21 protein-coding genes are annotated in these 23728 nt (G+C 44.3%); 14 read left to right on the forward strand and 7 right to left on the reverse strand.

What is annotated here, in order from left to right; all coding sequences use genetic code 11:
* Positions 1-7 precede the first annotated feature (7 nt).
* Together OH459_RS05810 and OH459_RS05815 are read left to right on the forward strand one after the other, a co-directional pair.
* Positions 8-778, forward strand: coding sequence for a maleate cis-trans isomerase family protein (locus OH459_RS05810; RefSeq protein ID WP_050908610.1), 771 nt, complete (start codon positions 8-10; stop codon positions 776-778).
* Between the two features lie 9 nt (positions 779-787).
* Positions 788-1747, forward strand: coding sequence for a DMT family transporter (locus tag OH459_RS05815; protein ID WP_050902263.1), 960 nt, complete (start codon positions 788-790; stop codon positions 1745-1747).
* 749 nt (positions 1748-2496) lie between these two features.
* On the opposite strand, the gene OH459_RS05820 is transcribed toward OH459_RS05815, so the two are convergent.
* A complete protein-coding gene (locus tag OH459_RS05820) occupies positions 2497-3174 on the reverse strand; it encodes a helix-turn-helix transcriptional regulator (protein ID WP_029865711.1) in 678 nt (225 codons plus the stop codon).
* Between the two features lie 327 nt (positions 3175-3501).
* Here OH459_RS05820 and OH459_RS05825 point away from each other — a divergent pair, with 327 nt between their 5' ends.
* The 3 genes from OH459_RS05825 (at position 3502) to OH459_RS05835 (ending at position 6937) form a co-directional block, all read left to right on the forward strand.
* Entirely contained in the window at positions 3502-4668 is a 1167-nt protein-coding gene (locus tag OH459_RS05825; RefSeq protein ID WP_050903773.1) for a M24 family metallopeptidase, read from the forward strand.
* A 75-nt stretch (positions 4669-4743) separates the two neighbouring features.
* A complete protein-coding gene (locus OH459_RS05830; protein WP_050903774.1) occupies positions 4744-5721 on the forward strand; it encodes a DMT family transporter in 978 nt (325 codons plus the stop codon).
* Positions 5722-5785: 64 nt separating this feature from the next.
* On the forward strand, positions 5786-6937 hold the full coding sequence (locus OH459_RS05835) for a M20 aminoacylase family protein (RefSeq protein WP_269986032.1): 1152 nt from the start codon (positions 5786-5788) through the stop codon (positions 6935-6937).
* 318 nt (positions 6938-7255) lie between these two features.
* Here OH459_RS05835 and OH459_RS05840 read toward each other — a convergent pair whose 3' ends face one another.
* On the reverse strand, positions 7256-7789 hold the full coding sequence (locus OH459_RS05840; RefSeq protein WP_017189549.1) for a dihydrofolate reductase family protein: 534 nt from the start codon (positions 7787-7789) through the stop codon (positions 7256-7258).
* 99 nt (positions 7790-7888) lie between these two features.
* Here OH459_RS05840 and OH459_RS05845 point away from each other — a divergent pair, with 99 nt between their 5' ends.
* Complete coding sequence (locus OH459_RS05845) at positions 7889-8455, forward strand: TetR/AcrR family transcriptional regulator (protein ID WP_005452711.1); 567 nt, start codon at positions 7889-7891, stop codon at positions 8453-8455.
* Positions 8456-8670: 215 nt separating this feature from the next.
* Positions 8671-9531 (forward strand): glutathione-dependent disulfide-bond oxidoreductase, encoded by an 861-nt coding sequence (gene yghU / locus OH459_RS05850; RefSeq protein WP_009697048.1) that lies wholly within the window; start codon positions 8671-8673, stop codon positions 9529-9531.
* A 55-nt stretch (positions 9532-9586) separates the two neighbouring features.
* Here the strand turns inward: yghU and OH459_RS05855 are convergent, their stop codons facing one another.
* Entirely contained in the window at positions 9587-10486 is a 900-nt protein-coding gene (locus OH459_RS05855; protein WP_110416216.1) for a LysR family transcriptional regulator, read from the reverse strand.
* Positions 10487-10617: 131 nt separating this feature from the next.
* Between OH459_RS05855 and OH459_RS05860 the strand changes: the two genes are divergently transcribed.
* Complete coding sequence (locus tag OH459_RS05860; RefSeq protein ID WP_009697049.1) at positions 10618-11580, forward strand: NAD(P)H-dependent oxidoreductase; 963 nt, start codon at positions 10618-10620, stop codon at positions 11578-11580.
* A gap of 129 nt (positions 11581-11709) precedes the next feature.
* On the opposite strand, the gene OH459_RS05865 is transcribed toward OH459_RS05860, so the two are convergent.
* Positions 11710-13317: a BCCT family transporter gene (locus OH459_RS05865; protein ID WP_005452704.1), complete on the reverse strand. Its 1608-nt coding sequence runs from the start codon at positions 13315-13317 to the stop codon at positions 11710-11712.
* A gap of 457 nt (positions 13318-13774) precedes the next feature.
* Here OH459_RS05865 and OH459_RS05870 point away from each other — a divergent pair, with 457 nt between their 5' ends.
* The 4 genes from OH459_RS05870 (at position 13775) to OH459_RS05885 (ending at position 18634) form a co-directional block, all read left to right on the forward strand.
* Positions 13775-14944: a D-alanyl-D-alanine carboxypeptidase family protein gene (locus OH459_RS05870; RefSeq protein WP_017818550.1), complete on the forward strand. Its 1170-nt coding sequence runs from the start codon at positions 13775-13777 to the stop codon at positions 14942-14944.
* 287 nt (positions 14945-15231) lie between these two features.
* Positions 15232-17169, forward strand: a complete 1938-nt coding sequence (locus OH459_RS05875; protein ID WP_269986033.1) for a tetratricopeptide repeat-containing diguanylate cyclase — start codon at positions 15232-15234, stop codon at positions 17167-17169.
* Between the two features lie 154 nt (positions 17170-17323).
* A complete protein-coding gene (locus OH459_RS05880; protein WP_050936315.1) occupies positions 17324-17731 on the forward strand; it encodes an SPOR domain-containing protein in 408 nt (135 codons plus the stop codon).
* 198 nt (positions 17732-17929) lie between these two features.
* A complete protein-coding gene (locus tag OH459_RS05885; protein ID WP_050936314.1) occupies positions 17930-18634 on the forward strand; it encodes a class I SAM-dependent DNA methyltransferase in 705 nt (234 codons plus the stop codon).
* Positions 18635-18704: 70 nt separating this feature from the next.
* Here OH459_RS05885 and OH459_RS05890 read toward each other — a convergent pair whose 3' ends face one another.
* The 3 genes from OH459_RS05890 to OH459_RS05900 all read right to left on the reverse strand — a co-directional run bounded on the left by OH459_RS05890 (position 18705) and on the right by OH459_RS05900 (position 20802).
* Entirely contained in the window at positions 18705-19178 is a 474-nt protein-coding gene (locus tag OH459_RS05890; protein ID WP_050936313.1) for a peroxiredoxin, read from the reverse strand.
* 136 nt (positions 19179-19314) lie between these two features.
* Positions 19315-20304 (reverse strand): efflux RND transporter periplasmic adaptor subunit, encoded by a 990-nt coding sequence (locus OH459_RS05895; protein ID WP_005452689.1) that lies wholly within the window; start codon positions 20302-20304, stop codon positions 19315-19317.
* Between the two features lie 3 nt (positions 20305-20307).
* Positions 20308-20802 carry a magnesium transporter gene (locus OH459_RS05900; RefSeq protein WP_269986034.1) on the reverse strand — a complete coding sequence of 165 codons (495 nt, stop codon included), beginning with the start codon at positions 20800-20802 and terminating at the stop codon, positions 20308-20310.
* 168 nt (positions 20803-20970) lie between these two features.
* On the opposite strand from OH459_RS05900, the gene OH459_RS05905 reads away from it, so the two are divergent.
* Positions 20971-21894, forward strand: a complete 924-nt coding sequence (locus tag OH459_RS05905; RefSeq protein WP_009697055.1) for a LysR family transcriptional regulator — start codon at positions 20971-20973, stop codon at positions 21892-21894.
* A 154-nt stretch (positions 21895-22048) separates the two neighbouring features.
* The gene (locus tag OH459_RS05910; RefSeq protein ID WP_050936312.1) at positions 22049-23686 is read left to right on the forward strand and encodes a sensor domain-containing diguanylate cyclase; all 1638 of its coding nucleotides are present in this window, start codon (positions 22049-22051) and stop codon (positions 23684-23686) included.
* The last annotated feature ends 42 nt before the right edge of the window (positions 23687-23728 follow it).

Below are 23728 nucleotides of genomic sequence, written 5' to 3' on the forward strand. Positions count from 1 at the left end.
AAGCATTATGGAAACCTTACAAGAGTTTAAAGATTGGGAAATTACGTTGTCGCATACACAAGCCCCTCGGATTGATCGTGTGCATATCGGGTTAGTTCAACTGAGCACTGACCATTCGTTAGAAATGGACTGGGCAAAGTTACTGGGAACACAGGCGGGCGTTTTTAGTTCTCGTGTTTATTACAGCAGTGAAATGACACCGGAAGCGCTGGATCAAATTGCCACTGGTATCAGTGAAGCATCGGATTTGATAGCCACGGGTTTGCCAATGGATGTAATGGCCTTTGGCTGTACCTCTGCATCAATCATTATTGGAGAGGAAAAGGTTGGACAATTGCTCACGAGAAATCGTGGAGATATTCCTGCAACTAACCCATGGACAGCCGCTCAAGCGGCATTTAGGCACTTAGGCGCACGCAAGATCGCCGTATTTTCTCCTTACCCAACAGAGGTGAACTTCCCTCTCTACAACCAATTGACCGCTGCTGGGTTTGAGGTATGCATTTTAGGCTCATTGGGGATCGAGAAAGATACCGACATTACCAAGATTTCTAAAGCATCCATGTTGGAGGCGTTAGAAACCATCTTGCCACAGTCAGGTGCAGACCTTGTGTTCATGTCCTGTACCAACCTTCGCGTTCTAGATCATATCCAAGAAATCGAAGACAAGTTCAACATCCCGGTTGTTTGTAGCAACTCGGCTATGTTTTGGCATGCCATGCACCTAGTCGGTAAGAAAGCTCAATGTTCAGGTTACGGAAAATTACTAAATCAATAGGGAAGAATAATGAGTAATACAGTAAAAGGCTGGATCGCAGCCATATTTATCGGTTTGTTATGGGGTATTCCTTGGATTGTCGGAACACCGATCTTAGAAGTTATGGACGCTCAAGTGTTAGTTTGGGTTCGTTATACCGTTGCTTTCATTACTCTGTTTTTCATTATCAAGGTGAGTAACGCGATTGGTAAGCCTCAGAAAAAAATCGACTTTAAACTAAATTGGGAAAATCGCCATGATATCTTTTGGGCTGCTTCTTGTGGGATTATTGGTCAGGGCGCATTTAGTTTCCTGTCGTTTCTGTCTTTGGACTATATCACTGCATCTGAAAATGGCGTTATACAGGGATTAATCCCAATCATCATACTTTGCGTGGGTTTCTTGCGTCACGGTGAGCGATTTACTGTACTGCAAATTGTAGCTGCGGTTGGTGCGTTTGCTGGCGTAGCGATTTTGGTGATGGACCCATCGGTTGAAGGCAGTGGCTTTAATATTGGTCATTTAATCTGCTTTGCCAGTGCGGCGAGTTTCTCTACGATGGCTTATGCACGCGCTAAGCTCGCAGAGAAATATGGCTCAGTTGCGACTATGTACCATCAGTTTGTATTTGCAGCGATAGGCTTCGGTATCTACTTGTTCTTTGTTGGCGCAGACTTCTCTTCTGCTTTAGGCATTTTCTCCTCTCCATTGCGTATTCTTTGCATCACTATTTTGGGGGTTGGTATTTCTGGAATCAGTTACCTGATTTATATCTATGCAATGGAAAGAGTCGGTGTAGACGGCACGGGTATGGCGCTGAACTTAATGCCATTGTCTTCGTTCGTACTCGCAGTATTCGCCCTTGGCGAAGCTGTGACGCCAATGAGATTACTAGCCATTGCAGTCGTCATCGGCTCCATGATGATGTTTATGAAGTTTGCTCACAAAAAAGAGCCAGAAGTTGAAGCAAAACTGGCTGAGAGCAACTAACCATGACACACACTGCTAAGGGATGGATTGTGACGATTTCAGTTGTGTTGTTGTGGGGTAACGAGGGCTCTTTAGCAATCTTGTCTCTCAGCGTCATTGATGCAAGATCCTGGTATGGCTGCGCTATGTGATTGCATTCGTAGTATTATTTATCGTCTTGGCAGTGTCTCTTTTCTTTGGATAGTCACCAACGAAACCAAGGTAAGTTTTTCGGTTTAGTTGGCAGAATCGTAGGGCAGTTTTGAAACTGTTATTATGTGGTGTTGTTGGTGAAGCATTATTTAGTTTTTCTCGTGCCCTTGTTTAAATCATTAGATCTCTAAAATGGTGTTACTTAAGGGGAACCACCAATTACCATTTTGAGAATGGTTTTACTGGTTTTCTCCATCTCTAATTACCCAGTAGTATTAGAGATTTTATCTACCTACTGAGCGTTCTTGGCTTTGTAGCATTTTTTATTCATATTTTGATGGCGCTAGCTTTAGTTGTGTCCAAATACTCCTCCTCTCTTTTTATAAACTACTTCATATTCCTATATTAGGAAATTGTTTAACAGGACTCGGTTAGAACCTTTGTTTCTGATGAAGGCCTTATGACACTTAGAATGGATGCAATGGGACTTATTATTGGGAGTATAGTCATTTTTGTTAGGTCTATACCCAATAAGCAACAGTTGGTTTTTAGTGTAACTAATTAAAAGGAGCCTTATTTAATGTAAGACCCCTTTTAGAAGTTGGAGTAAACGTCCGCTAAGCTTTGAACTCACGAATGTACTTATAGATTGCGTGGCGTGTAATACCTAAGCGTTCAGACGCTAGCCCTGTAGCTTCTTTTAGTTCGAAAATACCGTTATCAAATAGGATCTTAGTGATCGCCTTGTTTTTGCTTTTTAAATTAATCGAAGCGTCATTTTTTACTTCTTCAATGGCATGTTCCAGAGCTTGCTCAATAACGTCAGTAGCCGAAGAACTAAAGTTTTCATGTACACCAACATGAGGGAGTGAAACATCTGGCATTAAAGTTTTGATAATTTCGGGGAAAGGGTGTGACAAATTCATATTGATACAGAATAGCCCAATGGGTTTGCTATTTTCCCCTGCAAGCACGCATGTTGTTGACTTTAAAAGTGAGCCGTCCTTACCGTTAGTAAAGTAGCTTTTTGGGGTGACTTCTCCTGTCCTTTCGAATGCGCTAAGCATACGTAACCCCATATCTGTGATTGGTGATCCTACTTCACGACCAGTGTGATGTCCGTTAACAATTTTCACCACAGACTTTTCAAAGCTTTCAAACGAGTGAATGACGACTTCGCAGTGCGGACCGATAAAGTCTGCAATGGTTTCCGCTAGTCGAAAATTTGACTCAAGATATTGTCGATCAACTTCAGTGAACTCGACGTTAAATGACTTATAAGCTGATGCGTTCATTATAGACCACTACTGTTAACTCTAACTTGAGAGTTATTGTCCCTTGATGTTGACTTGAAATCAACCTACACATAGCTAAATGTAACCGAATTCATTGTTCTTTAACTGCAGTTGGCTTTTGGGTTCACTAAAGGGAACTAAAGTTGACGAAAATCAAATTTAAAAGCGATTATTAACCTTAATAGTGAACAATAGTTAACTCTACGGTATGGGTCACATTATTTAACTGAAATATCAGTAAACTGCCCTCGTACCGTTCACAAATATTAACTATAACGCTTAATTGCTCCACAACTAAGCCTAATAAGAACAAGCAAAGAGGTTCCAATGAACAATTTTCTGAATCGTGGATTTGACCAATCTGAATTTGAACACCGTACCCAACGCGCTCAAAAAGTTATGCATGACAAAAAGTTGGATGCAATGATTTTTACCACAGAGCCAAACGTTCGCTACTTTACTGGCTTTCATACCCAGTTCTGGCATAGCCCAACTCGCCCATGGTTCGTTATCGTTCCAGCTGAAGGTAAGCCTATTGCCATTATTCCAGAAATTGGAGCTAGCGGTATGGCGGGTACTTGGATTGATAACATTATTACTTGGCCATCACCTCGCCCAGAAGACGATGGCATTAGCTTGGTAGCAAGTGCTTTGAACTCATTACCTTGTCGTCATGGTCGTGTTGGAGCGACATTAGGTATTGAATCTCACTTGCGTATGCCAGTTAACAACTACCTGCAACTGACCACCATGGTTAAGAAGGATTTTGTCGATGTATCTCTAGAGATGCATGAACTTCGTCAAATTAAGTCTCAAGCAGAAATTGAAAAGACGCGAGAAATCTGTCGCATCACCAATGTCGGCTTTAAGAAGGTTCCGCAATACGCCAAAGCCGGTATGACAGAACGTGAAATCTGTAAACAGTTCCGTATTGACATGCTGCTAGAAGGTGCTGATGAGTGCCCATACATTATTGCTGGCTCAGGTCCTGATGGTTACGACAGCATCATTATGGGACCAACAGACCGCATTATTGAGCCGGGTGATGTGTTGATTATTGATACGGGTGCTGTTCGAGATGGTTACTTCTCCGATTTTGACCGTAACTGGGCATTCGGCCACGCGAGTGAGCAAACTAAGGCAGCGTACCGAGCGACCTATGAAGCGACGACTAAAGGTTTTGAAGCGGCGAAGCCAGGCGCGACAACGACCGATATCTACAACGCGATGTGGAAAGTCTTAGAAGCGAATGGAGCATTGGGTAATGACGTAGGTCGTTTGGGTCACGGTTTGGGTATGGAACTAACCGAGCGCCCATCAAACACTGCAACAGACAATACGGTCTTGAAGCCAGGCATGGTGATGACACTAGAGCCAGGCATGGTTTACGCACCGGGTAAATCTATGGTTCACGAAGAAAATATCGTCATTACCGAAGATGGTGCGGAATGGCTATCTGAGCGTGCTGAACCTGAACTGATCATTATCGACTAAATACCTACTTATAACTACAAGCCAACGCACGAGACTCGTGACGTTGGCGAGAACGTGAAACGAAAAGGACTCAAAATGAACACAACAAATAAAGACACATTTTTAGGGTGGGTTGCTGCGATAGCGGTAGCGTGCATTTGGGGCGTGACAGGCGTGGTTTCTAAGCCTCTTTCTATGGCGGTAGATCCAATGACCTTGGTATTTTTCCGATATGTCACGGCGGTTATCGGCCTATCAATTATTTTCTTTTTTACGTCGCGCAGTAAGAGCTTAAGTGTTGACTTGGGATCGTCACTGAAAATTGACAAAAAAGATATCGGGCGAATTGCACTATGCGGCATTGTAGGGCAGGGGGTGTTCTCACTGTTTAACTTCCTGTCATTGGCTCACATCGGTGCGACAGAGAACGGCGTTATTCAGGGTATGCAGCCATTCGCTACCGTCTTTTTTGGAATGATGTTCATGAATTTCCGCATGAACAAAATTCAGTGGGGTGCATTCATTGCATCGGCGATCTGTATTTACGCGATGAGTGTGGGACCGACTAATACGATTGAAGGTGGTACGCCGTTAGTAGGCTATGCATATGTTACTTGCTCAATGCTTGCGCTGGCTTGGACAGCTCACCTTCGTGCGAGCCTAGCAGACAAATATGGCTCAGTTGTGTCTATGCTGTACCAATATATTTCGGTAGCAGTGATGGGGATCTTCGTGGTGTTTGCAATGGGTCTAGATCTGTCTCAAATTTACATCATCTTCTCTAGCCCATTACTGATTGCACTACTGATTTTCCTAGGGACTGGTATTTCAGGGGGCAGTTATCTTATCCAGCTTTACTCTTTCAAACGCATTGGTGTTGAAAAATCAACTATGGCTCTGAACCTAATGCCACTTGTTGGCTACCTTGTCGCAGTACTCACACTGGGTGAACAAATGGCGATGGGCAAAACCATTATTGTTTCGTTAATTGTTGTTGCACTTTACGTTTTCACAAAATACGAGACAAAAGAAGAGCCGAAAGTAGAGCATAGTCTGAAAGCACAAGATGCTTAAACCGAATTATAACTAATAATATGGGAAGCTATCTGGTTAGATAGCTTCTTCTTTGGAGAAAGATATGACAGTAGAAAAATCCGCAATTGAATGGCGTAGACACCTTCACCAATACCCAGAGTTTGGGACAGAAGAGTTCAAAACGTCTGAGTTTGTTGCGAACAAATTGGAAGAGTTTGGGCTTGAAGTTCACCGTGGGATTGGTGGTACTGGTGTGGTGGGTATTTTACGTCAAGGTACCAGTGAGCGCAGTATTGGTCTTAGAGCCGATATGGATGCTTTGAGAATTAAAGAAGAGAACACATTTTGTCATGCCTCAAAGCATGAAGGTGCTATGCACGCTTGTGGACATGATGGACACACAGCTATGTTGTTAGGCGCGGCATGTGAATTGGCTCAAAGCCGAAACTTTGATGGTATCGTGTACTTCATTTTCCAACCGGATGAGGAACGTGGTACTGGTGCAAAAGCTATGATAGCCGATGGTCTATTTACTCGTTGGAGTATGGATGCAATATATGCGATGCATAATTTGCCTGGTATTCCTGCGGGCAAGTTTGTGACTCGCCCACGCTCGGTGATGGCAAGTGAAAGCAGCTTCGAAATCACGATAAACGCAACGGGTGGTCACGCAGCGTTGCCGCATATGGGGACCGATCCTATTGTGGTTGGTGCGCAGGTTGTTACAGCGTTACAGACTATTGTCTCCCGTAATCTAAGTGCTATCAACGAAGCCGCTGTCATTTCAGTCACAAACTTTGAGACAAATGGCACTGTGAATGTTATCCCATCACAAGTGACTATCACTGGTGATACGCGAAGTTTTACCGATGAAGCATTGCATAAGATCGAGAAGGGAATTGAGCGCGTCGTGGCTGGCCAATGTATGTCAGCGGGCGTTGATTACCAATATCACTTTAACAATAGTTTTCTTTCAACGATTAATACGCCAGAAGAAACGCAACACGCGATTGCGGTCGCAGAAGCAGTCGTCGGTTTGGACAATGTAATTGGCAACTGTGAACCATTTACGATCAGTGAAGATTTCTCCTTCATGTTGCGTGAGGTGAAAGGGTGCTACATTCTAGTTGGTAATGGTGTTGGAGAGTGTGGTGGAACTGCACTGCATAACCCGCACTATGACTTCAATGACGATATTTTGGGTACGGGTATGCGCTATTGGCAAACTTTAGTGGAACAGCAGTTAGCGAAGTAATCACGACTGGGGAAAGGCATCGACAAAGCCTCTGATCTGTCGGTGCCACAATGTTTGTGAGTTTGGTTAGTTCCGGTGATTCATTCGTATACTGCATACTTAAGCATTGTTATCGAAGCTCTAATGGACTTTGAACGGTGCCATCAAACACCACCGACTTTCCATATTTTTAGTGTTTCACAGCTTGCTAATATTAAAGCTTCTGTCCATGATTTTTGTCCCAAAACGACCTTCACCAAGCTAGAACAATACAAATAAAAAACGCCTCTCCTATCTCTAGGAAGGGCGTTTTTCTTTTGTTTAAATTATCTAGGTAGATTACCTCTCACGCACGTAAGTGGTTTGTACTAAGGTATCCAAAACAACTTCGCTCTTGGTCACTTTAAAATTGAGTGGCTGTTGCAAATCACCAAATAAAGGTGCGCCGCCGCCAAGTAGAATAGGGAAGCGCGTGATCACCATTTCATCGATAAGATCTTCTTTCAAAAAGTTCTGAATCGTCACACCGCCGTCGATGTATAGCTCGTTAAAGCCTTTTGCATTCAGGTCAGTAAGCACATCTTTTAGCTCGCCTTTTACTAAAAAGACTTTGTCTTCGTAGCCCTGTGGGACTTCTGTCATGGTATTGCTGAGTACGAACACGGGTTTACTGTACGGCCAATCACAATCAAAACTCAGCACAACATCTAAGGTATTACGCCCCATGACTAAGCCGTCAATACGTTCCATTAATGGGAAGAAGCCAGTATCAATATTGTCGGGATTTGGTACGGATTGTAGCCAGTCGAGTTTGCCTTGTTTATCTGCGATGTAACCGTCCAGACTGGTTGCAATAAATACGATATTTGCCATGAGTACCTCATCAAAGTAGTGATGCTTGAGCCAAGCTAAAGTATGGGTTAAAATTAATTCTACAATGTAGAATAATGCTGAGTTTATCGAGAAGATCAAATGTCTGTCAACGAAAAGAAACGTGGAAGACCGACCGCAAAGCAGTCACAACTGAGTGCAGAAAGCATTTTGGAGTCGGCTAAGTTATTGATGAAAAAGGAAGGAAAGGTACCAAGTATTCGCCTGCTAGCGACCCAATTGAATGTGGATCCTATGGCGATCTATTACTACTTCAAAAACAAAAATGCTTTGCTTGAAGCGTTAACAACATCGTTGGTGGAAGACATTTATCAACCGCAAGCAAATGAAGATTGGCAAAGCGAACTCAAACACCTGTGCGTTAGTTATATTGAGCTGTTGCGTGAGTATAACGGGCTGTTGCAAACCATGTTGAGCATGACATCCCACGGACCGGCTCAAGTGTTTACTGAGCGCTATCAATTGATTGTTCAACCCTTGGGTTTATCCCAGCAAGTAGAGAAAGACAGTTTGGATCTGCTGGCGGATTACTTACACGGTTTTGCGCTGTCGATTAGCTGTTGCCATGATGCGAGCTTGATTAAGACTGATATGTTGGATGGACCGTTAAGTCTGATCTGCTCATCATTGTTGGTATCTCGAACCTAGCTCACATTAACGCGCTGTTTGGGTATATACCCTGAAAGAAATTCCCATAACCAAAGGTTCTAACTAAAAGAGATTACAGGACTTTTATTTGGTTAATTAGACCTAATATCTTGGTTATGCCCGAAGCGAAAGGCGAAGGGATACTTTCAATAATGCTTGCTGGCGTGCTAGAGCCGTCAGTTTGAAGATGCATTCAAACACAATAAGGGATAACAATGGCTAACGAATACATTCCACCAAAAGTTTGGACAAACGATAATGAAAATGGCGGTCAGTGGGCGAGCATTAACCGTCCGGATTCTGGCGCGCGTCATGAGCAAGAGCTTCCAGTTGGTGAGCACCCATTTCAGCTTTACTCAATGGGTACGCCAAATGGTCAGAAAGTGACGATCATGTTTGAGGAGCTTTTGGCAGCAGGCGTAACAGCAGCTGAATACGACGCATACCTGATCAAGATCGGCGATGGTGACCAATTTGGTTCAGGCTTTGTGTCAGTAAACCCGAACTCGAAGATTCCGGCTTTGGTTGACCGTTCAGGTGCTGAACCGGTGAATGTTTTTGAGTCTGGCAACATCTTGTTTTACCTAGCAGAGAAGTTTGGTCACTTCCTACCAACAGAAGGCGCGAAGCGCGCTGAGGTAATGAACTGGTTGTTCTGGTTGCAAGGTTCTGCGCCATACCTAGGCGGTGGTTTTGGGCATTTCTACGCGTATGCACCAGAGAAGTTCGAGTACCCAATCAACCGCTTCACTATGGAAGCTAAGCGTCAGCTAGACGTGCTGGATAAGCGCCTTGCGAACAACGAATTCCTAGGTGGTGACGAGTACAGCATTGCCGATATTGCAACATGGCCATGGTACGGTAACCTTGTTCTGGGGCGTGCGTATGATGCGGCAGAGTTCTTAGATGTGGCGAGCTACAAGAATGTTGTGCGTTGGGCGAAAGCGATTGATGAACGCGAAGCAGTACAACGTGGTCGTATTGTTAACCGTTCATGGGGTGAAGAGTGGGAACAAGTACCTGAGCGTCACAGCGCTGCAGACATTGATTCCGCACTAGCGAAAAAGTCTGCGTAATCGCTTCATCGTACTAAACGAAAAAGGAATGCCTGTGCATTCCTTTTTTTGATCCCTAGTGGTGTGTTTTCTCGATTAAGAAGTCGATAAGCACTCGAACCCGCTTGGCTTTTTGGGTGTTCTTGTGAAAGTAAACATATAAGCCAGAATAGGGCTGCCAATATTCTTCAAGCACAGGCACCAACTCTCCAGTGCGAAAGCCCTCTTGTACGATAGGCGTCACAATACGACCAATGCCTAACCCGTTGATGGCAGCGTCAACCATGAGATCGGTGTCGTTGACGATCAGCGCGCTTGGCATGTCGACGGTGATGGCTTCCCCTTTGTTGTTCAACTTCAGCGGTGCGATTTGATTAGAAGAGATAAAGCGGTATTGAATCAACTTATGCTTTTTTAAGTCTTCTGGCGTATTGGGTAAGCCGAACTGCGCGACATAGCTTGGTGATGCAAATAACGCTTCTTTCACTGGGTGAGTGAGCTGACGTGCAACCATTCCTTCTTCCACTTTATCGCCAAAGCGGATACCCATATCGAACCCTTCACGAATGATATCGACAGTTTTATCGGAAACAGAAATTTCCAACTGGATATCGGGATAACGTTGGCAAAACTCAATGTAGATAGGTTTGAGCAAAGATTGATAAACAAAGCGTGGCACCGTGATACGAACTTTGCCCGATGGCACTCGGCTCAAATCACTTACACTCTCGACTGCGAGGTTAAGATCAGACATGGTAGTCAGTGTTCGATCGTATAAGCGTTGCCCTGCTTCTGTCAGCTCAATGCGACGAGTGGTGCGGGTAAATAATGGCAAGCCGAGTTGTTCTTCCAGCATTTTTAGTGCCTGACTCACCGATGGTGGTGCGATTTCTAACTTACGCGCTGCGGCGGTGATGCTGCCTTCTTGTGCAATAGTATGGAACATCATTAATTGATTGTAGGTGGTGCCGTTCATGTTTCATCCTAGTGTTGCGTTTATTGTTAGTTTCTACCTAATAATAATTTAAGTAAAGAGCATCTAAAACTAAAGGTTACTTCAGCGTATTCTCTCTTCATCGGTTAACGCTTCGAAACAGAGGAATCACGATGAGCAAAGTACTGGTAATTTCAGGTCACCCAAACCTAGATGAGTCATACACCAACACAGTTATCCTAGACGAGCTAAAAGCAGGGCTTAGTGATATTGAAGTTCGTCGTTTAGACACTCTGTATCCGAACTACCAAATTGATGTTGAGGCAGAGCAAACTGCGCTTATGAGTGCTGATGTGGTTGTGTTGCAATTCCCATTTTACTGGTACTCAGCACCGGCGTTGTTGAAAAAGTGGGTAGATGATGTATTCAGTTTTAACTTCGCTTACGGTCCTGAAGGCGACAAGCTAAAAGGCAAAGACTTCATTCTGTCATTTACGATTGGTGGACCTGCAGAGTCTTACGATCCACTTGGTTACAACCACTTTACTATCGAGCAGTTTGTTTACCCATTCCAACAAACGGCTTATTTGGCGGGCATGAACTATCGTAAGCCAGTTTATACCCATCGTATGGTGTACATTCCAAATGTGTATAACAAGTTGGAAGAAGTGCAAGCACGTGCAAAAGATCATGCGAGCCGCTTAGCTGCACAGATTGAAGAAATCACCGCTTCACCAGAGAGCCGTATGCAAACATTTGTTGCTGAGTGGTTCGCCAAATTTGATGTTTTAGAAGAAGGGACGGAGTTCTTCACAGACAAGCTAGCGCAAGACGTGAAATGGTCGATGCCAGAAGGTGAATTTTTAGGTCATGATGGCTTTCGTGATTGGTATGCGATTGCCCGTTCGACTTTTAAACCAAACTGTGACCACGACGTTCAGCAGATCGAAGTGAAACCTAATGGTGATCGTTTTCAAGTGGAACTGCGTATTCGATTAACAGCAGACAGTTATGATGATTCGATGATGAAAGGTGAAGCAGTCAACTTAAACGTTAATGAGACATGGCAAGTGTCGATTGATGAGAGTGGACGAGTCATCATTCATGAATACAGCGTTGTTCCAGTGGTGAGTTAACGGCCCTTAGCTAGCAATTCATTGCTTTCGCCCTAAGCCCAGATGCTTAGGGCTTTTTTTATTTGTTTAATATCTAAAAAACGAGCGCCATATTGACGCTCGTTTTCTCTAGATTATGTGCAGCTTAAATTAAGCAACAGATTGTTCCCGCGCGGTGTTCTGATAGGCAGGTAATTCCGATCTCAAGCCTTTGATCAAGCTGACACACATCAGCAATAGAACAAAAGTGAAAGGTAAACCTGTTGCCACCACCCCGGATTGAAGCGCTTGCAAGGCCTCTTTACCACCAATCCACAGCATTACCGCAGCGATAGAGCCTTCGATACATGCCCAGAAAATACGTTGTGGTACCGGCGCATCAATTTTACCACCAGCAGTGATGCTATCGATAACCAGTGAACCGGAGTCTGAAGAAGTGATAAAGAACACTAAAATCAGAACAATAGATAATACCGAGATGACCGAGCTAAACGGCATTGCATCGTAAACGTGGAAAAGGGTTAGTGAGATATCTGTAAGACCATTCGCACCCAGCTCGCCGACTTTGTTGACCACTTGATCAAGCGCGATACCGCCGAATACTGCCATCCAAATCAGTGTTACTGTGGTTGGAATAACGATAACAGCGAATAGGAATTCACGAACCGTACGACCTTTCGAAACTCGAGCGATAAACATACCGACGAATGGTGACCAAGATACCCACCACGCCCAGTAGAAGACCGTCCAACCATGCATCCATTCGGTATCATCTCGACCGTGAGGGTTACTCAGTGCGAAGATGTCTTTTGCGTATGCGACTGTGGTATCCCAGATCGACGTTGTTGCTACATCAAAGCTGATGAATAGCACAAAAGCCAATAGAGCGAATGCCACCGCCATGTTGATGTTACTCAGTAGCTTAACGCCACCGTCGATGCCTCGAACAACAGAAAGTACGGCAATAAAGGTTACGAATGCGATAACGATCATTTGCATGCCAATGCCGCCATCCAGACCAAATACATGGTTGATGCCGCTCGTTGCTTGCTGTGCACCCAGACCAAGCGAAGTCGCAAGACCAAACAGGGTTGAAAGTACCGCAAGAATATCAATGACATGACCTAACCAGCCCCAAGCTCTATCACCAAATAGCGGGTAGAACGCAGAGCGTAATGAAAGTGGTAAGCCTTTGTTGAAGGCGAAGAAAGCCAGCGAAAGTGCCACGATGGCGTAAATTGCCCAACCGTGAATACCCCAGTGGAACATGGTTGCACCCATAGCCAGGGATTTCGCTTCCTCTGTGTAAGGCTCAACATTCAAGGGCGTGCCATACCAGTCAGTGAAATAAGCCGTTGGCTCAGAGACACTCCAAAACAGAAGACCGATACCCATACCTGCGGCAAAGAGCATTGATAACCAAGAAACGGTTGAGTGTTCTGCTTGTGCATCTTTACCACCAATGCGGATTTTACCTAGTGGTGACAGTAAGACTGCGATAGCAAATACGATGAAGAAGTTTGTTGACCACATGAAGAACACATCGAAGTCAGAAATGATGCTGTTCTTTACGCCATTTAAGGCATCACGGGCTGTTGAAGGATCAACGATTAATAGAGAAGCAAGACAGAGAAGAACAAGACCAGCACTAATCCCAAATACTGGATTGTGGATATCAAATCCCCATTTTTGAACGTTATCTTGACCAACCTGATAGTCGGTAGTGTCGATACTATATTTTTTTAGTGCATTATCCATAAATACAACATGTACGCTTTATTAAATGTGCCCTTCTTGAGTAAGAAAAACACTAAAACCGCCCTCCAATTGTTTTGAGTTCAAATTAAAAAATGCGACGCAATCATAATGTTTTGTGTAAAACAATGCAAATTGATGGTTTATTTAAAGGCGTTAACTACGTTTTAATGTGATTTTTGGTTGAAAATGCAATGAGGTGTAATGTTTTGATGTGTAAATATTTGCTTTTTGTTGTAGAGGAAGGTTTGTTCAAAAGGGAGGGGCAAAGCACGTGAGTGGTAACAAATTCGCGTGATTCTCGATAGACACGTTTGGCTAACTTATAAGCACAAACTCCAACCGACTTCGCATTCTTTTCGACAAATATCGAGTAAACGTAACCAATCGTAACAGAGCTGCTGTAACTGAACAGCGTTTCCATATACTCGACTTAATTTGTAAGCCACAGAATGCTGCTATGAGAAAAAACACTTTAATCAATGCTACGTTAGCGACCACCTTGACCGCTGTTTCTGCGTTTAGTTTTGCTGCTCCTACCGTTGTTCCTAATGCCCCAGAGTTAAGCTCTCGAGGCTATGTTTTAATGGATTACCACACTGGCACTGTGCTGGTGGAACGTGATGCCGACAAACGCCTAAACCCGGCGAGTTTGACTAAGTTGATGACCGCTTATGTCGCGGGGCAAGAGGTGAAGTCAGGCAACATTAGCCTAGACGATGAAGTGGTGATCAGCCGCAATGCGTGGGCGAAGAACTTCCCTGATTCTTCAAAAATGTTTATCGAAGTTGGTACCTCGGTTTCGCTTTCCGATCTTTACCGCGGTTTGATTGTGCAATCAGGTAACGACGCCAGTGTCGCGATTGCTGAGCACGTCGCCGGAAGTGAAGCAGGCTTTGTTGGTTTGATGAATAGCTGGGCGAACCAGCTTGGTTTATCGAACTCTGCCTTTACCAACCCACATGGTCTAGACAGTGACGGTTTGTACTCGACCCCGCGTGACATCGCAACGCTAGGTCGTGCCATCATCCGTGATCTTCCTGATATCTACCCGCTGTACAGTGAAACGTCGTTTACCTACAACGGCATTACTCAATACAACCGTAATGGTTTGCTGCGTGACCGTAGTATGAGCGTTGACGGTATGAAGACGGGTTACACCAGCGGTGCCGGTTACAGCCTTGCAACGTCTGCTACCAATGGCGACATGCGTTTAGTCGCGGTTGTTATGGGAGCAAAAAGCCCGAGTGTACGTGAATCAGAGAGTAAACAGCTTCTGAGTTACGGTTTCCGTTTCTTTGATACTGTTGTGCCAACGCAAGCGGGTAAAGAAGTCGCAACAGCACGTGTTTGGATGGGTAACCAAGACGAACTTAAAGTTGGCGTTGAACGCGATATTTACCTAACGCTACCGAAAGGTGACGTGAACAAGTTGGAAGCAGAAGTGGAATACAACGGCGACCTAATGGCTCCGATTCAACAAGATCAAATTGTTGGTAAAGTCCTATATAAAGTGGATGGTGATGTAGTGAAAGAAGCGGATCTCGTCGCACTTGAGCCAGTAGAAGAAGGCGGTATATTTAAGCGCCTAGTGGATTGGTTCAAGCGTTTGGTTGCAAGCTGGTTCTAACCTTCTTTTTTCTCTGATTTTATTTGAAGCCGCATCTTAGTTTTAAGTTGCGGCTTTTTGTTTATTTAAAGCTCAGTTTTTTCTCCCAATGGTTTCCCACAACGCCAATACAAGGATGACAGGAAATCTTGCCATTAGAGCAACATTTATATGACCGTGACATTTATATAAAAATCGATTCTTATGCGCACTTGGGAATGTATCGGATTGATGTTATTGTTCGCTTATAAATCAGATGCTTCTAAAAAGAAAATTCTTAATACAATCGAGATGGAACGTAATACTTCGTGAGAAAAAGCTATGTTGTCACTTTGCTAGCGGCACTGCTTTGGGTAGTGGTCGCTTTTGCTTTACACGATTACTGGCGTAAGGATTCGCCAAGTGAAAATATTCAACAAATCATCAGCCAAGATCCTCAGGTTTTGCTTGCTAAATCAGCTCAAGGTGAGGCATTGCTGGATGTCAGTGCATTGGCGTACAGTGATCCGGAACGCGCACAACAAGCACTGGCTGCAATCGGCAACACCTTTTCGACTGAGCTTGAAAAATCCTACGCCTTGTATCAGCAATATCGTGTTGCTCGTGCGAACGATGAGCCACAACTGGCGGCAGAGTATCGTGGGCAGCTCCAGACCATCGCTCGTGAAACTGAACAACCTTGGCTTGATGCAGTACTTTTGGCAGACAGTGCCATGCAGCACACCTTGCACGGGCGTAATGATGTTGGTTTGACTGAAATAAAACTTGCCATTGATATCGCCAAAAAAGAACAAATTAACTCTCTATTGCCACGGTTCTACAATATCGCGGGGGCGCTGAATAATGCGACCAATCAATTAGTCGATGCCCAGCGCTATTTCCTTGATGCAATAGATATCGCCAATAAAGTGGGGCAAGAGGCCTACAAAGGGACAATCTATAACAACCTAGGGCTGCTTTATCTGCATATTGAAAGCTGGGATAGGGCGTTAGAGTTCATCCAAAAAGCGCAGCAGATTTATCTAAAGCGTCACGCTCAAGGGCATAAAGCGCGAGGGCTACAGATTCTGTATCTCAACGAAGCGCATGTTTATAACCGACAGGGTAACGTTGAGCTCGCTCGTGCTGCTTATGAGAAATCTCAAGAGTTCTACAAGGCAACCTCAACGAACCTTCGCCATCATCTAATTCAGTTGAAAGGCAAAGCTGACATGCTGTTGCTGGAAAAGCAGTTTACTAAGGCGCTTGAAACTACACAGCAGTGCGTTATGTTGCCTTCTGCTGCTGACTTTCCAATTGAATACGGACAGTGTTATTTGATTATGTCGAAGTCTCAATTGGCGCTCGGAGACTTAGATAAGGCGATGCAAAGTGCGGCATTGAGTGCGGCTGCGTTTCGTTCGATAGAGCATCAACGTTGGCTGATTCGAGTTGAAGAACAGAAGGCAAAGATATTCGAACAACTTGGCGAGTATGAGAACGCTTTGAATTCCTTTAAGCATTTTTCTGCTAACAGTAAGAAGCAGTTACTCGGCAAAGTGTATGATTTAGAACAGGCGTTTGCGACAGAGCACATCCAGCGTGAAAGAGACGTATTAGAAGTAGAAAAACGTTTGGCGGAATCGGAGCTGGATCAAGAGAAGCTGCGCTTTCAGATTGCGATTGTCTGGATAGCGGTTTGTGCTGTCGTACTGGCGCTTACGGTGTCTAAAGTCTTAGCGACGCAGCGCAAAAACCAAGAGCTTCATCAGCTTTCTTTGCTTGACCCACTGACTCAATTACATAACCGACGCTTTTACTATGATCAGATTGATCACCCTGCACAGTTAGATGCAAAAACAGAGTATCGCGTTGTGTTGTTTGATATTGATAACTTCAAAGACGTTAACGATATTCACGGACATGAGGCAGGCGACCGCGTTTTGGAAGGTTTTGCAGAACGATTGAGGCTTCATGTTCATGCCCAAGAATTGTTGATTCGTTGGGGCGGTGAAGAGTTCTTGATGCTATTGAGATCAACCGATGACCTAGCGAAACGTCTCGAAGAAATTCGTCAGCACATTGATGACGCGTTGTTCGAAACCGAAGAGGGAAGTTTGCACATCACTACGTCAGTTGGGGTAAGTCATGGTGGGCAGATTGATACCTTCACGTACAACGACGAATATTTCCGCCGCGCAGATAAAAGCCTCTATGAAGCGAAGCAAAACGGTAAGAATCAGGTGGTATTTCCTGACGGACGATAAAGAAGATTGGCAACATTGCTTGTAAACGAATCGGCAGATTGAAGCGTTCAATCTGCCGTTTTTGTTTTGTGCTTCATTTTTCTGTCGTTGCGGTCGCCTACTCAGCGTAGAGCACTCTTAAAGAGAACCATTCAGAACAAAAACGGAGTTACGCGTGCGCAAGATTCTATCTTTGACCTTGGCTATGTCACTTACTGGTTGTGTTATGCCTCAGCATCAACCTATAGAAACGGGGCAATGTGTGGGGGTAATGTCATCACAAGATGCTTACGGCTACCTCAACCCAAACCATTACACCATGCAAGTGTTGGCATTGAAGAAAGAAAAAGATGTCAAAGAGTACATTCGTTACATTGACCCGAAACATCCGGTATGGGTGAACTGGAAAAACAGCCGCGGCACTCGTTGGTACACAGTGACGGTGGGTGACTTCAAGACCAAGCAAGATGCCTACAGTGCACTCTCTTCTTTACCAAGTCGAGTTAAGCAATCTTCTCCTTTCGTCATGACGTTTGCTGAAATGCAACGCAAGCAAGAAACCAGTGTAGTACGTATGCGCTAGTGCTGTTCTTGTCATTCCAATAAACACTTTGTTGTTACACATCGAGCCTTTGCAATCGGTTGGAAAGGCTCAATTGAACCATCAGTCATCGATCTTCTCCAATGTACACGCAAGATCACGCTTCTAACGCGCTTTTGACTTTACTTGTTATCGGGTATTTTTTAGTCTTCGCATCCCACTTTTTCTGTTGGAGTCACCATGAAGCAAGAAATGTACACCACCTACGCAAAGCAATACGATGTGGCAGCACAAGATAACCTGTACAACGCGCACTTTGAGCGTCCAAATACCTTTGAACTTATCGGTGATGTTACAGGTAAGAGGGTGCTGGATTTAGGCTGCGGTTCGGGTATTTATGCACAGCTTCTATTGGCGCGAGGCGCAAGCTCTGTGACTTGTATTGATGCTGCGCAAGAGATGATTGATATCGTTAAGGGTAAGTTGGGTGATTCAGTTACAGCTTATGCGCAAGACTTGGCGTTAGGCTTACCAGAAGAGCGAGATGCGCAATATGATCTTGTTATTTGTCCGCTCATGGTTCATTACATCGAAGATCTTCGCCCTTTGTTTAATGATATCCAACGTGTGTTAACAGCAGGTGGTCAGTTCGTATTTTCGACTCATCATCCATTTGCGGATTTTGAGTGTTCTACTTCAGGCAGTTATTACGACAAAGAGCTTGTAGAAGATATGTGGAACACCGTTGGTGAGCCAGTTCCTGTGGCATTCTATCGTCGCTCTTTGCAAGACATTACCGATGCGATCAGTGGGGCTGGCATGGCGATGTTGGCGATCTCAGAAGGTAAGGTGAATGAGAAGATTCGTGAAATCTCAGAAGAACATTACCAACGCTTGGCGACATTCCCGAACTTCATCTTCATTAAATGTGTGGCGCTGAGCTAGTAAAATCAGTGAGTTAAGATAGAAAAAACGGAAGCGCAGAGGCTTCCGTTTTGTGATCTTAGCGCTGAGCTTAAAGTGCTGCGAGAATAGTTTCCGCTTTGCTTGCTTCAAATGTTTTTGGCTCTTCAACGTTTAATGCGGTGACCACACCATTGTCGATGATCATCGCGTAACGCTGTGAACGAACGCCACCAAAACCGCCGGTGTCCATTTCTAGGCCCAGTGTTTTGGTAAAGCTTGCGTCGCCATCGCCAAGCATTAATAACTCAGACGCGTTTTGCGCTTCACCCCAAGCTTGCATCACGAATGCATCGTTAACAGAAACACAAGCAATCAGGTCCACACCTTTCGCTTTAAGTTGGTCAGCCAATACGACATAACCTGGCAAGTGCGCTTCTGAACACGTTGGCGTAAATGCTCCAGGAACCGCAAACAGAACCACTCTCTTATCCGCAAACAGTTCTGTCACTTGGTGGTTAACCATACCATCGGCAGTCAGTTCGCTTAGCGTTGCCGCTGGCAGTGCTTGACCTTGTTGAATCATGATTTTCTTCCTTTTGGGTAGCTTTATTTAGCTCACTCAGTCTAGCGCTAAAACCACGGGCTAACCACGGAAGAAATGTAAGGTCTTAATTGGCATCATAAAAACAAACCGCCTCAGTGGACGGTTTGTTTATTTTTTACATTGCGTTTAGATAAGACTTGTAAGAATGAAGTCGGACGGTTGCTGCGCCGATAACATCAATGAAACCGAACAAACTGTGTGGCTTATTCGCTGCAATCCATGCTGAACCGGTGGCTCCGATCGGGATGGTTTTGCCTTCCGGTTCGAAGATCTCCAGAATCACGGTACGACCATGGCTACTGGTATTTGCGCCGACATGCTGACGGACGCTTTGTGGTCCTTGCAATGGTGAGACAGAGGATTCCCCAGTGCCTGCCGTAATGCTGTGTACACGAGCGCGGAATACTTCGCCTGGGTAAGCATCGACGTAAAATTCGGCAAACTGTCCTTTTTCAACATAGCGGTAGGTTTGGTCAGGTATACGCATTTCTAAGAACTTACGTGACGTATCGTAGATGTGCATATTGCCGACACGGCTTCCATCCGCGACATTCACTACCGCAACTTGCCCATCATAAGGCGCTCGAACTGTCTTACGCTCTTGCTCAAATTGGGTCTTTTGCAGGTCGGCATGCAGGGATTTTAACGAGGCTTCTGCAACGCGCAGTTGAGACTCGTAGTATTCGATGTCTCGACCTTTAAAGATCTCTGGTGATGTTTTGCCGCGAATGATGTCGCGCTTCAACTGCGCCACATTTTCTTCTTGTTGAACAATCCCTGCTTTAATTTTTTCTACGTCTGCCAAAGAGGTGGTGTCGACGAGCGTATAGATCACATCGCCTTTCTTCACTTCTTGGTTGTGGTCGACATAGATGTGGTCAATCTGTTCTCTAAATAGGGGAGAAAGAACCGAATGAGGTGCTTTTACGGTGGATGAGTAGGTCAAATCAACCGGAGCCCAAAGGCGTGAGAGTATTCCTAATACCACCAGAATAAATGCACCACCAGAGATAATCCAAAATGCGCTTTTGAACGTCCATTTTATCGCACCCGTTGAGACCAAAATCCACATGATCAGAATGTACGGAATCATTACCTCTTTCATGGATTATTCCCCTGCTGTTTTGGTCGTTGTTTGTGGCTGTGAAGCCAATCGACTATTGCGAATGATGTTGCTTAGTGAGCTGCCGATGTGTTCCCAGTTGGCGAACGCAATGATTAACGCCAGCACCCACCACGCTTTATGGATGAACAAACCGCATAGAGAAAGCGCAAATACCAATTGGATATGAGAACTTCTCTTCTCTTGAGCTCGATGTACCGCAACTTCGTGGATCTGCCATAGCAAATAGATGACAAAAATGGCAAGCGCTATGGTGACGGAAAATAGATAACCGCTGAAGTACTCGGAGTTGAAGATCACCATCATGGTGTCGTTAGGGGTATTGGTAAACAAGCTCATATCAATATCTTTCGAATTGATCGTACCCATAGGCGCAAGCAAGTAAGCTCCACCGAGCATTAGAGCCATGAAAAGTGAGAACTTTAATAGCACCATAAAAATCGCAAAAATGACACGACCTATGGCTTTTATGACGTTCATAGTTATACCTTTTGTCAATGTGTGAGGGTAAAACGTTGAGCGCGTGATTATTGTTTTGTCTTTTGTAATCACATGCGCGGAATTGTATGAAAAAACGCCATAAGTTGAGTGATATATGATATAAGTTAAGCTCATGTCAGCATGGAAATATTAGAGAACACATAATCTATGAAGCACTCAGATTACAGTCTTATCCCGACCTTTGTGGCGATTGTGGAAGAGAAGAGTTACACCAAAGCGGCGCAACGTCTGGGTGTGAGTCAATCTGCGGTCAGCCAAGCGGTAGTCAGGCTTCGTGAGGTGTTTAAGGATGCGTTATTCATTCGTGAAAGCCATGGCGTTGCACCAACGGCGTTTGCAGTTGATATCTACCCGACATTAGCGAGTGCAGTAGAGAGCATCGCATATATGCTGCCAGAACATACTCGGTTTGATCCTGCTGAGTGCGATAAGCGTTTTGTGATCTCTTCCCTTAGTGTGTTCGGTTTTACTCTTCTTCCTGAACTTTCCGCTTTGATCAGTGAGAGAGCGCCAAAAGCCAGCACACGCATTGAACCGTTATACACCATGGATTTGACGAACCTACTGAGAACCCAGCAGTGTGACTTGGTGATAGAGGCTCACACTAATCTGCACCCACATTTACGTTCTAAAGTATTGATGTCTGATAAGTTGACCGTGGTGTGTCGCAAAGATCATCCTCGCTTAACGGGCAACAGGATCAGTGTCAAAGAGTACCTCAATGAAAAGCACGTCACTTTGTCTCAGTTCAATCAACAAAATGGTTACCTAATTGGTCGAGGAATCAAGGATGAAAAACTCTTAGGTCAACGTGATGTGGCATGGCAGGCGAGTAGCATTATTGAAGTATTGCCGGTTGTGCAGCGTTGTGATTATCTCGCTCTGATGCCACAAACCTTGCTGAAGCAGTATTGCGACCTCTATCAGCTCAAAGAGCTAAAAGCAGACTTCATGAAAGATCCAATTGATGTCGCCATGTATTGGCATTCTTCTCGCACAAATGATCCTAGTCATCAGTGGTTGAGAGAGCAGTGTTTATTAGCCGCTGAGAAATTTACCGAAAATCATTAGATTAAAGTGAATATTTTCACTATACCGTATGGATGGTTCTTTAATGAGACACTAGACTGTAAATATATTCCTCAATATCACTGGGGCTTTTGTGCAGGGAAGTCGGTTTTTTTTCACGAGCATTCGAACTAAGTTCATTGTCATCTATACCTTGATGACGATTTGCTTTGTTTTGATTTTGTTTGGTGCCCTTTATTTTAAAGAGCAGCAACGTGTGTTTAGTGTTGCCTTGAAAAACTCGATTCAAGTTTCAAACCTCCATTCTGATGTGATTAGCCAAGAGCTACAAAGAAACGTCGCCTCACTTCAAACCATCAGTGGGCATCAAAGGGTTCAGCATGGTGATGTTCCATTCATTATTGAAGAACTGAAATGGCTGCAAAGCATGTCGAAACATGCGGTGGTCAATACTTTGTTCGTCGACAATGAATGGAACTTGGTCGATTACCAAGGTCGCAGAACCAAAGTGACGCTGGCAGACATAACTGAGGATGTTAACTGGCAACAGGCAAAATACCATGTCACTAAGCCGCACATTGGTTTGGTGACAGGAGAGCCGTTGATTGCATTGGGTGTCCCTGTTTTTAATTCACAAAATGAGTGGAGTGGTATTGTTGGAGTATCCATCTCTATTGACTATTTGAGTAAGAGACTGTCCAAAGTCAAACTTGGAAACAGTAGTTATGCATGGATTGCCGACAATTACGGAAATGTGGTCTCCCACCCAAATAACACGCTTATTTTAGCGGCAAATATCTTTGATTCTGACAGTATCGGTTTTGAAGGCTTTGGGAATATTGCCTTGCAAACACGACAGCACGATATCGGCTACGGACATTATTATGATGAGAATGTGGGTGAATCCAAGATCGTTACCTTTTCTGCCATTGATAGTCTGCCGGGTTGGACGTTGTTTGTCACAACGGAAGAGTCAGACATATTCCTTGATATCAAAGCACTAGTAGAAGACGTCACCATTACCTTATCGGTGGTAATCATCGTTTTTCTACCGATTATCATCTATCTGACCAACTCTGTGACGTTACCGATTGTGGAGTTAACGCAGGACGTTAAAAATTCGGTCAGCAGTCACTACACCGAATTTGCTGGGCAAAACTCTTTGGATGAAATTGGGCAATTGTCTAACGCATTTAAAAACACCATAGAAGAGATTCAACAGCATAATCGAAACTTGGAAGATGTTGTGGCGAGCAGAACTAACGAGCTGAACGATGCCAATCACGACCTCGCGATGTCTGTGAAATTACTCAACGAAAATAATCAGAAGTTAACTTGGTTAGCCATGTATGACCCATTGACGAACTTATTCAATCGACGAGCTTTAATTAACCAAGTACATCAAGAATTGACCAATAAGACGATACCTTTTCACTCTACTTCTCTGATTCTTATTGATCTTGACTATTTTAAAGTGGTGAATGACACCTTTGGGCACGATGTGGGTGACCAAGTGCTAATGCATATAGCCGATTTCCTGAGTAACAATGTGAGAAAACAAGATCTTATTGCAAGATGGGGCGGGGAAGAGTTTGTCATTCTACTGAGAGATACATCGATTGAGCAAGGCGAGCAAATCGCTCTCAACTTACAAGAGAAAATGAAACAGGAGAACTTTTCGCCCGTGACGTGCATGACATTTAGCGCGGGTGTTGCAACGTTAGAAGTTGGGCAAAACTTCGATGAACTGGTTGCCTGCGCTGATAAGGCGCTTTATCTTGCCAAGAATTCAGGAAGAAATTGTGTCAAAACCAGTTTAAGCGTAGCGTCGTGACCAAGAGCTAGGGTTTGTTGTTCTTTCTCGGCGAGAATCTGC

Origin of the sequence: Vibrio sp. MM46 (assembly GCF_027587135.1) — a bacterium.
In the GTDB taxonomy this organism is placed as follows: Bacteria; Pseudomonadota; Gammaproteobacteria; order Enterobacterales; family Vibrionaceae; genus Vibrio; species Vibrio harveyi.

Excerpts from the sequence above, each read along its gene's own strand:
- OH459_RS05840 (WP_017189549.1), bottom strand. The coding sequence starts at position 7,789 with ATGGCAAATATCGTATTTATTGCAACCAGTCTGGACGGTTACATCGCA.
- OH459_RS05860 (WP_009697049.1), top strand. The coding sequence starts at position 10,618 with ATGAGCAAAGTACTGGTAATTTCAGGTCACCCAAACCTAGATGAGTCA.
- OH459_RS05865 (WP_005452704.1), bottom strand. The coding sequence starts at position 13,317 with ATGGATAATGCACTAAAAAAATATAGTATCGACACTACCGACTATCAG.
- OH459_RS05890 (WP_050936313.1), bottom strand. The coding sequence starts at position 19,178 with ATGATTCAACAAGGTCAAGCACTGCCAGCGGCAACGCTAAGCGAACTG.
- OH459_RS05910 (WP_050936312.1), top strand. The coding sequence starts at position 22,049 with ATGACGATTTGCTTTGTTTTGATTTTGTTTGGTGCCCTTTATTTTAAA.
- OH459_RS05815 (WP_050902263.1), top strand. The coding sequence starts at position 788 with ATGAGTAATACAGTAAAAGGCTGGATCGCAGCCATATTTATCGGTTTG.
- OH459_RS05810 (WP_050908610.1), top strand. The coding sequence starts at position 8 with ATGGAAACCTTACAAGAGTTTAAAGATTGGGAAATTACGTTGTCGCAT.
- OH459_RS05855 (WP_110416216.1), bottom strand. The coding sequence starts at position 10,486 with ATGAACGGCACCACCTACAATCAATTAATGATGTTCCATACTATTGCA.
- OH459_RS05905 (WP_009697055.1), top strand. The coding sequence starts at position 20,971 with ATGAAGCACTCAGATTACAGTCTTATCCCGACCTTTGTGGCGATTGTG.
- OH459_RS05885 (WP_050936314.1), top strand. The coding sequence starts at position 17,930 with ATGAAGCAAGAAATGTACACCACCTACGCAAAGCAATACGATGTGGCA.
- OH459_RS05825 (WP_050903773.1), top strand. The coding sequence starts at position 3,502 with ATGAACAATTTTCTGAATCGTGGATTTGACCAATCTGAATTTGAACAC.
- yghU (WP_009697048.1), top strand. The coding sequence starts at position 8,671 with ATGGCTAACGAATACATTCCACCAAAAGTTTGGACAAACGATAATGAA.
- OH459_RS05895 (WP_005452689.1), bottom strand. The coding sequence starts at position 20,304 with ATGAAAGAGGTAATGATTCCGTACATTCTGATCATGTGGATTTTGGTC.
- OH459_RS05830 (WP_050903774.1), top strand. The coding sequence starts at position 4,744 with ATGAACACAACAAATAAAGACACATTTTTAGGGTGGGTTGCTGCGATA.
- OH459_RS05820 (WP_029865711.1), bottom strand. The coding sequence starts at position 3,174 with ATGAACGCATCAGCTTATAAGTCATTTAACGTCGAGTTCACTGAAGTT.
- OH459_RS05870 (WP_017818550.1), top strand. The coding sequence starts at position 13,775 with ATGAGAAAAAACACTTTAATCAATGCTACGTTAGCGACCACCTTGACC.
- OH459_RS05835 (WP_269986032.1), top strand. The coding sequence starts at position 5,786 with ATGACAGTAGAAAAATCCGCAATTGAATGGCGTAGACACCTTCACCAA.
- OH459_RS05900 (WP_269986034.1), bottom strand. The coding sequence starts at position 20,802 with ATGAACGTCATAAAAGCCATAGGTCGTGTCATTTTTGCGATTTTTATG.
- OH459_RS05845 (WP_005452711.1), top strand. The coding sequence starts at position 7,889 with ATGTCTGTCAACGAAAAGAAACGTGGAAGACCGACCGCAAAGCAGTCA.